The organism is Paraburkholderia sp., assembly GCF_035948235.1.
Lineage (GTDB): Bacteria > Pseudomonadota > Gammaproteobacteria > Burkholderiales > Burkholderiaceae > Paraburkholderia.
This window is the reverse complement of record NZ_DASZJJ010000228.1, coordinates 23,508-33,397: the sequence shown is the minus strand read 5'-3', so window position 1 is coordinate 33,397 and position 9,890 is coordinate 23,508. Positions and strand designations below refer to the sequence as shown.

At 63.7% G+C, this 9,890-nt stretch carries 12 protein-coding genes; 3 read left to right on the top strand and 9 right to left on the bottom strand.

The window, feature by feature from the left end; genetic code table 11:
• From VG320_RS19905 to VG320_RS19865, 9 genes are all read right to left on the bottom strand, one after another.
• On the bottom strand, window positions 1-350 hold a 350-nt coding region (locus VG320_RS19905; protein WP_327201784.1), incomplete at its 3' end, for a TIGR00730 family Rossman fold protein.
• On the bottom strand, window positions 347-1,072 hold the full coding sequence (locus VG320_RS19900; protein WP_327201783.1) for a TetR/AcrR family transcriptional regulator: 726 nt from the start codon (window positions 1,070-1,072) through the stop codon (window positions 347-349). The genes VG320_RS19905 and VG320_RS19900, both read right to left, overlap by 4 nt.
• Window positions 1,073-1,304: 232 nt before the next feature.
• The gene (locus tag VG320_RS19895; protein WP_414696078.1) at window positions 1,305-2,132 is read right to left on the bottom strand and encodes a diacylglycerol kinase; all 828 of its coding nucleotides are present in this window, start codon (window positions 2,130-2,132) and stop codon (window positions 1,305-1,307) included.
• 31 nt (window positions 2,133-2,163) lie between these two features.
• Window positions 2,164-3,195, bottom strand: a complete 1,032-nt coding sequence (locus VG320_RS19890) for a glycosyltransferase family 1 protein (protein ID WP_327201782.1) — start codon at window positions 3,193-3,195, stop codon at window positions 2,164-2,166.
• Window positions 3,196-3,257: 62 nt separating this feature from the next.
• Window positions 3,258-4,208, bottom strand: coding sequence for a UDP-2,3-diacylglucosamine diphosphatase (locus VG320_RS19885; RefSeq protein WP_327201780.1), 951 nt, complete (start codon window positions 4,206-4,208; stop codon window positions 3,258-3,260).
• 220 nt (window positions 4,209-4,428) lie between these two features.
• Window positions 4,429-4,995, bottom strand: coding sequence for an RDD family protein (locus VG320_RS19880; protein ID WP_327201779.1), 567 nt, complete (start codon window positions 4,993-4,995; stop codon window positions 4,429-4,431).
• 98 nt (window positions 4,996-5,093) lie between these two features.
• Complete coding sequence (locus VG320_RS19875) at window positions 5,094-5,927, bottom strand: DUF3106 domain-containing protein (protein WP_327201778.1); 834 nt, start codon at window positions 5,925-5,927, stop codon at window positions 5,094-5,096.
• 21 nt (window positions 5,928-5,948) lie between these two features.
• Window positions 5,949-6,380: a DUF3619 family protein gene (locus VG320_RS19870; RefSeq protein WP_327201777.1), complete on the bottom strand. Its 432-nt coding sequence runs from the start codon at window positions 6,378-6,380 to the stop codon at window positions 5,949-5,951.
• A complete protein-coding gene (locus tag VG320_RS19865) occupies window positions 6,377-6,940 on the bottom strand; it encodes an RNA polymerase sigma factor (RefSeq protein WP_103701420.1) in 564 nt (187 codons plus the stop codon). The genes VG320_RS19870 and VG320_RS19865 overlap by 4 nt, the downstream gene beginning before the upstream one ends.
• A 180-nt stretch (window positions 6,941-7,120) precedes the next feature.
• On the opposite strand from VG320_RS19865, the gene VG320_RS19860 reads away from it, so the two are divergent.
• The 3 genes from VG320_RS19860 to ilvN all read left to right on the top strand — a co-directional run bounded on the left by VG320_RS19860 (window position 7,121) and on the right by ilvN (window position 9,857).
• The gene (locus VG320_RS19860) at window positions 7,121-7,348 is read left to right on the top strand and encodes a hypothetical protein (RefSeq protein WP_327201776.1); all 228 of its coding nucleotides are present in this window, start codon (window positions 7,121-7,123) and stop codon (window positions 7,346-7,348) included.
• Between the two features lie 125 nt (window positions 7,349-7,473).
• Window positions 7,474-9,249 carry an acetolactate synthase 3 catalytic subunit gene (locus VG320_RS19855; protein ID WP_327201786.1) on the top strand — a complete coding sequence of 592 codons (1,776 nt, stop codon included), beginning with the start codon at window positions 7,474-7,476 and terminating at the stop codon, window positions 9,247-9,249.
• Window positions 9,250-9,365: 116 nt separating this feature from the next.
• Window positions 9,366-9,857, top strand: a complete 492-nt coding sequence (ilvN, locus tag VG320_RS19850) for an acetolactate synthase small subunit (protein WP_027795483.1) — start codon at window positions 9,366-9,368, stop codon at window positions 9,855-9,857.
• The last annotated feature ends 33 nt before the right edge of the window (window positions 9,858-9,890 follow it).

Genomic DNA, 9,890 nt, shown 5'->3' with positions numbered 1-9,890 from the left:
ACCTCGAACAGCTCTTCGAGCGTGCCCGCGCCGCCGGGCAGCGCGACGAAGGCATCGGACAGATCGGCCATCATCTTCTTGCGGTGGTGCATGTCGGGCACGACGTGCAGCTCGGTCAGGCCGTTGTGGCCGACTTCCTTGTCCACCAGCAGCTCGGGAATCACGCCGATCGCGCGGCCGCCTTCGGCCATGACGGTATCGGCGATCACGCCCATCAGGCCGACCTTGCCGCCGCCGTAGACGAGCCCGAGGCCGGCTTGCACCAGCGCGCGGCCAAACGCCTGCGCGGCTTCGTTATAGACGGGTTTGGCTCCAAACGAGGAACCGCAATAGACACAGACGGCTTTCATTCGCGGCTTTCCTTGCTGTCTTTCGTTGCGCCGTCGCGCGGCGGCAGATAGTCGTAGAACTCGCGCTTCGGATGCTTGCCCGAAACCAGATCGTCGAACAGTTGCTTCGCGCGGCCACGCAGGTACGGCGCCATCAGCGAAACAATCTGCACACTCACCTGATGCAGCTCGACCTGGATCGCTTCCTGGTCGTTGTACTTGCGCGGATTCATCACGAACTGGTACGAGAGCCAGTAAGTGGCGATCACGCCGATGTTGGTGGAAATCACGGCGATTTCGGCGGGCGTGGCCACCATTTCGCCGTCTTCCACGAGCTGGTCGCAGAACTGCTTCGCGAACGCCACCTTGTGGCTGATGATCTGCTTGAAGTGCATCTCCAGCGTGCGGTTGCGCGCCAGCAGGTCGTTCAGGTCGCGATAGAGGAAGCGGTAGCGCCACGTGAAATCGACCATGTATTGCAGATACGCCCACATCTCGTCGATGGTGGCGCGATGGTCGTCGGGAAAGCGCAGACGCTTGTCGATCTCCTGCTCGAACTGGCTGAAGATGCTGTTGATGATGTCGTCTTTGTTGCGGAAGTGGTAGTACAGGTTGCCTGGACTGATCTCCATTTCCTCGGCGATGGTCGTCGTGGTGACGTTGGGCTCGCCGATCTCGTTGAACAGTTTCAACGACAGTTCTAGTATCCGTTCGCGTGTGCGGCGGGGAGGTTTCGCATCCATGTCGTCCGGCCCTGAAATGTACGGCGTCGGGCGAGCAACGCGGCTGTTTGGCTGCTGTGCGGTGCCCGGACGCGGTTGGTCGTTTTTTAAGACTGTCGTTCGATTATAAACCGACGCCAGGGGCGCGAAACGTGCCAACGGGGAAGAAGAAAATCGGCGGGAGGTTCGGCGCGAGGTTCCGCGAGCGGTGGCCGCGCGCGCATGGGGTCACCGCATGCGCGCGTTCTGGTGATTAGCGCGCGCCGATCCAGTGCAGCAGCGTGGGACCGAAACGCGGTACGAGGATCAAGCCCCAGGTCATCACGCAGGTGAGGAGCGCGACCGTCACGGCCGCGCTGCCGAGATCCTTGGCGCGGCCCGACAACTCGTTGCGCTCCAGACCGATGCGATCGACGGCGTTTTCGATGCTCGAATTGAGCAACTCGACGATCAGCACCAGCATCACCGAGCCGAGCAGCAGCACGCGCTCGACCGGCTCCACCGGCACGAATACGCCGATCGGCACCATGATGGCCGCGAGCGTGAGTTCCTGACGGAACGCGCTTTCCTCGCGGATGGCGACGCGAAAGCCCTTGATCGAATATTTGAGCGCGTTCCAGGCGCGCATGACGCCGCGGTTGCCCTTGTAAGGGTTGAACGGCAGCGGCGCGAGCGGATCGTCGGGGCCGAGCGGTTCGTGCAGATGCGGCGGCTCGGGTGGTTCGGCCTGCGCGGGGCCGTGCGGCGCGTTGGCGGCACCCTGAGCATGGACGGACGTGGGACCGCCGTGCGTGGGTGGCTTGCTGGCTTGCGGCGTCTCGGAATCGCGAGGCGCGGCAGAGGCGTGCGATGGTGACGAAGGACGTGGGGCCATAACGGTGCGAGTTGATGCCGCAGTATCGCACGCGTTCTTGCCGGTTGCGCCGGAAATGTCTGACGAGTCCGTCGGGCCTGCGCAGGCCGCGCCCGCCGGGTCTGGCACGGCGGGCGCGGCGGCTTCCGTGAGAACGTCCTGGCCATCGTCGGGGTCCGGCTGGGCGGGTGCAGCCGGCGGAAAGAGTGGGGCGCAGGGCCGGTTCATCGTCGTTCTCCGGTCCGTGAGCGAGGTAGATTCAAGCCGCTGCGCTGCTTTCCTGCATCGTCGAGCGCGAGCGCGGCTTGAGATGCGAGGCGAATTGCTCGGACGCGGCGGTCCACGAGAAGCGCTCGGCCCAGGCGCGCGCCGTCGGGCGATCGATCTTGAGCGCTTCGAGGCAGGCTTCTCGCAGGTCCTCGTTCATCGCGCCCGCGCCGCCCGTGCCCAGCACGTCGATCGGTCCCGTGACCGGATAGGCCGCCACTGGCGTGCCGCAGGCCAGCGCTTCGAGCAGCACGAGGCCGAAGGTGTCGGTGCGGCTCGGGAACACGAACACATCGGCGGCGGCGTAGACCTTGGCCAGTTCGGGCTGGCTTAGGACGCCCAGATAATTCGCCTGCGGATAGCGCGACTTCAGCTCGGCCAACGCCGGGCCTTCGCCGCAGACCCATTTCGAGCCCGGCAGATCGAGCTTGAGGAAGGCTTCGACGTTCTTTTCTACCGCCACGCGGCCCACGTAGAGGAAAATCGGCCGCGCCGTGTTGAGCACCTTCGAATCCATCGGCTCGAAGATTTCCAGATCGACGCCGCGCGTCCACAGCACGACATTGGTGAAGCCGAATTTTTCAAGGTCGGTTTTCACGACCGGCGTGGGCGCCATCACCGCAAGCGATGGCTTGTGGAACCAGCGCAGGAAACGGTAGGTGGCCGACAGCGGAATGCCGAAGCGCGCCTGCACGTACTCGGGAAAGCGCGTGTGGTAGGCGGTGGTGAAGGGCAGGTCGTGCTCGATCGCATAGCGGCGCGCGGCGAGACCCAGCGGGCCTTCGGTGGCGACGTGGATGGCGTCGGGGCCGAAGGCGTCGATGCGCTCGCGCAGATGGCGCCGCGGGAACAGCGAGAGCTTGATCTCGGGATAGGTCGGGCACGGAATCGTGCGGAATTCCAGCGGCGTGAGCAGTTCGACCTGATGGCCGAGCGCGATCAGCTCGCGCGTCGTGTTCTTCAGGGTCCGTACCACGCCGTTGACCTGCGGCTCCCATGCATCGGTCACGATCATCACTTTCATCGGTCGTCGGCCCTCGGGGTTTGTTGCGGTGGTTTAGCGAATGCTGTGGATGAGCGCAGGCATCAGGCCGCGCTCACGCGCGCCTTGCGCGTTGCGCCCTGGGCTTGCGGCGACTGCATCACGGTCCAGTAGACGATGCGCAGTTCGCCCTCGAAGGTTTCGACCAGCGCGGACAGGCTTTCCACCCAGTCGCCGTCGTTGCAATAGAGCACGCCGTCGATCTCGCGGATCTCGGCTTTGTGGATATGGCCGCAGACCACGCCGTCACAGCCGCGGCGGCGTGCTTCGTCGGTCATCACGCGCTCGAACGAGGAGATGAAGTTCACCGCGTTCTTGACCTGGTGCTTGAGGTACTGCGAGAGCGACCAGTACTGGAAACCCATGCGCGCGCGGATGCGGTTGAACCAGCGGTTGAGCACGAGGATGACCGTGTACGCCGAATCGCCCAGATAGGCGAGCCACTTGGCATGCTGGATCACGCCGTCGAACAGATCGCCGTGCACGACCCACAGGCGCTTGCCGGCGAGCGTCGTGTGGAACGCTTCCTCGCGCACATGGATGTCGCCGAAGGCGAGGTTGTGGAACTGGCGCGCGCCTTCGTCGTGATTGCCCGGGATGTACACCACCTGGGTGCCCTTGCGCGCCTTGCGCAGCACTTTCTGCACGACGTCGTTGTGCGCCTGCGGCCAGAACCAGCCCTTGCGCAGTTGCCATCCGTCGATGATGTCGCCCACGAGGTACAGATAATCCGACTCGTTGTGGCGCAGGAAGTCGAGCAGATAGTTCGCCTGGCAGCCGTTGGTGCCGAGGTGAATATCCGAGAGCCAGATCGTGCGGTATCGATGCGGGGCGGGGTGATCGTCGTCGTGCGAGTCGGAGGAACCGGTGTCTTTCAGGGGCAGCGTCGGCGTCGGGAACGCGGTGGTGCCCGGACCGGAATGGAAGGCGGCGGGATCGCTATCCTGACCGGAGGTCTGCCGGAAAAGTGGGGTCGCGGACGTCTTCTGGGCCATGGCTCACGCGGCAGGTTGCAATAGCCGCATTGCGCCATGAGGCCGTGACGGCGCCGTGACATTCACAAGAAGGTCTTGTTACGCAGTCCTTGCCAGTCACAGAGGCGCGCCGCCGGCGCCTTGCTGGGCGTGCCGGGGCAGGCAGCGATGCTTGCGCACGCCACTTTCGGGCGTGGCGGCGTGACGCTTTGATGACGTGGTGCGCTAGCGACGGCGCGATTTAACTCGGCTGGCGCAGCACCGAAACAATGCGCGTGCCGGCGAGCCGGTCGTGCGGGAATTGGCGGTCGCGGCTCAGGCGGCCGCTGGCGGCCCAGAGCACGATCCAGATCGCGGCGAGCGCGAGCGTGTGCGGGACGGTGAGCTTCAGCAGCGGATGCAGCGCGAGCGGCGGCAGGAACCAGAACCAGGCCGCGAGGTAGCGCAGCGTGGCGCGGCCGGTCGTGGGCGGTTTGCCATCGGGGCCGACCACGCGCAGGCGCCAGGTTTTCATCGGCAAGGTCTGGCCGCCGTGGCGCCAGAAGCCGACGAAATACGCGCCGGCGACGAACGCAATCCACACGGCCATCAACCGGTGATACGTGTAGCCGTTGCGCTGCTGCAGAACGAGGCTGAACGCGAGGCCCGCAAGGAAGATCACGCCGAACAGCAGCACGCTCTCGTAGACGAGCGCGGCGAGCCGTCGGCGCACGGTCACGGGGGGCGGAGCGGTTTCGCGCGGTGCGTCGTGGGACGCGTGCGCTTCGGAAGCGGTGAGGGCGGGCGCGGCGGCGGCGTGTTCGGTCACGGTGGCGCGAAGGCTCGACGATGGGACACCGTGAGCATAACCGCGATCGGCGACGCGCATAAACGCGGGGAAACGTGAAAAGCCGCGGAACCTTGGGCTCAGGAACCCTTGAATGCGGCGGGTGCCTCGGACGGCGAGACCGGCACGGGGATTGCCGGTTCGAAGCTGCCGGCGGCGGGAATGCTGGCCGCCATCGCGGTAGCGGGCGGCTCGGCGAGCTGACCTGATGTGCCGGGCTGACCCGGCGCAGCAGGCGCGCTGGTGCCGCCCGGCACGGAGGCTCCGGCGGCGGTGCGTGCCCGCGCGCGGCGCTCACGTTCGTTGACGAGGCGCTCGATATCGCGGATTTCGCTCTTGTTGCCGCTAGGCGGCGCGCTCACGACGGTGCGACGCTTGCGTTCGCTGGCGGCGAGCTTTTCCTTCTGATCTTCGGAGAGTTCCTGATACGCCTTCCACGCGCGCTGGCGGGCCTGCGGCGGCAATTCCTTCGAAACCTGGTAGTTTTCACGCGCGACGCGGCGCTGCTCGGGCGTCATGCGAACCCATTCGGTCATGCGCTCCTGCAGGCGTTTTTGCGAATCGGGCGTCATCTTCGGGTAACGCGCGGCGATACGTAGCCATTTGCGCTTGCGCAGATCGCTGAATTTGTCCCATTCGCTGGCGAAGGGCGCAAGTGCGGAGCGCTGCGCGTCGGTCAGGCGCGACCAGGAAAGCGGGTTGTCCGCGTTATCGTTCGCGGGCACGGCGGCCACGGTCGCCGCCGCTGCGGAGGCGTCGGAAGCCGATGGCTGGCCCTGCACGGCTGCAGCCGGCGCGAGCGCCGAATCCGGGGCGGATGCCTCGGGGTGAAAGCGCGGATACGTCGCCGCATACGACACCAAAGCCGTGACCACGCATCCGATGACAACGGCCAGGCCGCGCTTGTAACTCACCCCGTCAATCCCCCGCTTTATTTAGTGCGCGCGCGTCAGGTACGCATTGAATCCGTGATCGAGATAGGCCGTGAGCGGCAGGTCGTCGCTCAGCATGGCCGCGTCGATATCGGCAAGTTCTGCGGTGCGTTGTTGGTCTTCGAAATAAGCGATCGCAAACAGGCCGGCCACCAGCGCGGCAAGCGGCCAGGCCAGCGCGAAACGCGCCAGCGCCGAGCGGCGGCGCGGCGGCAGCCCGCCCGGCAGCGCGGCCATGCCCGCACCAGCGCCTGCTACGGCCAGCGACGGCACGCGCACGAGCACCGGCTCGGCCTTCTTGCGGGCGAGCGCGGCCTTGCGGGCCGAGGTAAGGCGGGCAGTAGTGGCGGACGGCAGGTTGGCCGCGCTCTCGTCGAGCGCGCGGCGCATCCCCTGCACGAACTCTAATTCCTTGATTTCGAGAGCGGAGCTCATAGCGTGATTCCTTTGGCCTTGAGCGCCTGGGCCAGCGTGTGCGTGGCCCGCGAACAGTGCGTTTTCACGCTACCTTCGGAGCAGCCCATGGCGGCGGCGGTTTCGGCGACATCCATATCTTCCCAGTAACGCATCAGAAACGCCTCCCGTTGACGTGCCGGTAATTTCTGGATCTCTTCTTCGATCAGCTTGAGAATCTGTTCGCGCTCGAATTGCTGCTCGCTGCTCTCGACGCCCGGCGATCCCGATTCGGACTCGAAAGTTTCGAGGATATCGAACTCCTCATCGTCGGCGCCGCCGAGTGACGAGAATAGGCTCACCCACGTATTGCGTACTTTCTGCCGACGAAAATAGTCGTGCATCGTGTTTTGCAAAATACGCTGGAAGAGCAGGGGGAGTTCGGCAGGCGGGCGGTCTCCGTATTTTTCCGCGAGTTTGATCATCGCGTCCTGCACGATATCGAGCGACGCGTCATCGTCGCGCACGGCGTAGACCGTCTGCTTGAACGCGCGCCTTTCGACGCCCGCCAGGAAATCGGCGAGTTCCTTGTCTGATGCCATCCGTTGCAGGCGCCGCCACCAGCGTACGCGTAATCGTTCGAAAAATGTCGTAAAACCCGCGGATGCTAGCAAATTTTCGCGCGAGCGGGGTAGCAGTCCGGCCAGACGTTTGCGTTTGAACCGGAAGAGGGCACGGTCGATACTTTCAGTGAGCTTCAGGGAAATTGCAATCGACCTTGCGTGAATATTTCAGTCGCCTTGATTGAACGAGCGGCGCAATATGCCCGCAACGCTTTGCTCAAGAGGTCCGCAAGTGGTCTGCATGAAGATTCGTCGGCGATTCCCTCGCCGATTCGTCGCATACGCAACGTTTATTTCCCATGCGCGCCGAATGAGCGCGAATTGCAAAAGAAGCGCTTGACCGAATGCTTTCGAGCCGCTATCTTCGACGGTTCGCAACATAAGTGACTTGTCTCAATTCGGATGTGGCCCAAGAAGCTCATCTGTCAACTGGACGCGCCGCTTGAACCCGAGCCACAAGCCCGGCAGAGAGCACCCGATCAATTTTTTGCCGAAAATTCGAAAGGTGAATGATGAATATGCCCAGCGCGGAATTCTCCACGTCGGTCCCCCCCTCGCAAGAATCTGACCCTCAAGCTGCAAACTCCATCGGCGGAACCGTGCTGATGAAGGCGCTCGCCGACGAGCAGGTCGAATTCATCTGGGGCTACCCCGGCGGCTCGGTACTCTACATCTACGACGAGCTGTACAAGCAGGACAAGATCCAGCACGTTCTCGTGCGCCACGAACAGGCAGCCGTGCATGCGGCCGACGCCTACGCGCGTTCGACCGGTAATGTCGGCGGGTGTCTCGTGACCTCGGGACCTGGCGTCACCAATGCGGTGACGGGCATCGCGACGGCCTATATGGACTCGATCCCGATGGTGATCATCAGCGGCCAGGTGCCTACCGCCGCGATTGGTCAAGACGCCTTCCAGGAGTGCGACACGGTCGGCATCACGCGTCCCTGCGTGAAGCACAACTTCCTCGTGAAGGACGTGCGCGACCTCGCCGCTACCGTCAAAAAAGCTTTCTATATTGCGCGCACTGGCCGTCCCGGCCCCGTGCTGATCGACATTCCGAAGGACGTGTCGAAGACGCCGTGCGTGTATGAACCGGTGAAAAACGTCGCGCTGCGCTCGTACAACCCGGTCACAAAGGGCCACTCGGGGCAGATCCGCAAGGCGGTTTCGCTGCTCCTCTCGGCCAAGCGTCCGTATATCTACACCGGCGGCGGCATCATCCTCGCGGATGCGTCGCGCGAACTGAACCAGTTCGCCGATCTGCTCGGCTACCCGGTCACGAACACGCTGATGGGTCTGGGCGGCTACCGCGCAAGCGACCGCAAGTTCCTCGGCATGCTCGGCATGCACGGCACCTACGAAGCCAACATGGCGATGCAGCACTGCGACGTGCTGATCGCCATCGGTGCGCGCTTCGACGACCGTGTGATCGGCGACCCCGCGCACTTTGCCTCGCGTCCGCGCAAGATCATTCACATCGACATCGACCCGTCGTCGATCTCGAAGCGTGTGAAGGTCGATATCCCCATCGTCGGCGACGTCAAGGAAGTGCTCAAGGAGCTCATCGAGCAGCTTCAGCACGCCGAACACGGCCCGGACACGGCCGCACTGGCCGACTGGTGGACGGACATCGAAGGCTGGCGCGAGAAGAACTGCCTGAAGTTCGACCGTTCGAGCGAGATCATCAAGCCGCAGTACGTGGTGGAAAAGGCGTGGGAACTCACGGGCGGCAACGCCTTCGTGTGTTCGGACGTCGGCCAGCACCAGATGTGGGCTGCGCAGTTCTACCGCTTCAACCAGCCGCGCCGCTGGATCAATTCCGGTGGTCTGGGCACGATGGGCTTCGGCCTGCCGGCGGCGATGGGCGTGAAGATGGCGCACCCGGACGACGACGTGCTGTGTATCACGGGCGAAGGCTCGATCCAGATGTGTATTCAGGAGCTGTCGACCTGCAAGCAGTACGACACGCCCGTGAAGATCATTTCGCTGAACAACCGCTACCTCGGCATGGTCCGCCAGTGGCAGCAGATCGAATACAGCAAGCGCTATTCGCATTCCTATATGGATGCGCTGCCTGACTTCGTGAAGCTCGCCGAAGCGTTCGGCCACGTCGGCATGCGTATCGAAAAGACCGCGGACGTCGAACCGGCGCTCAAGGAAGCGCTGCGTTTGAAGGACCGCACGGTGTTCCTCGATTTCCAGACCGACCCTTCCGAAAACGTCTGGCCGATGGTTCAGGCCGGCAAGGGCATCACTGAGATGCTGCTCGGCTCGGAAGACCTGTAACGGTATTCGAACGGAGCCGTTGCAATCCTGCGCGGCGCGCGTCCACACAAGGGGCGCGCGGGTTCGCGGGAGCGCAACGGCGACACGCTCAATCTGGATAAATCGCGGATCACATCATGAGACACATCATTTCCGTTCTGCTGGAAAACGAGCCGGGCGCGCTCTCGCGCGTAGTTGGCCTGTTCTCCGCACGCGGCTACAACATTGAAACCTTGACGGTGGCGCCGACCGAAGACCGTTCGCTGTCGCGCATGACCATCGTTTCCATTGGCTCGGACGACGTGATCGAACAGATCACGAAGCATCTGAACCGCCTGATCGAGGTGGTGAAAGTGGTCGACCTTACCGAGGGCGCCCACATCGAGCGCGAGCTGATGCTGATCAAGGTAAGGGCGGTCGGCAAGGAGCGTGAGGAGATGAAACGGATGGCGGATATCTTCCGCGGCCGCATCATCGACGTCACCGAAAAGACCTACACGATCGAACTGACGGGCGCGAGCGACAAGCTCGACGCGTTCATTGAAGCGATCGACGCGACTGCCATTCTCGAAACCGTCCGTACGGGCGGCTCGGGCATCGGGCGCGGAGAGCGCATTCTGAAGGTGTGACCCGACCACAGTCGATCTTGCACCGGAACTTGA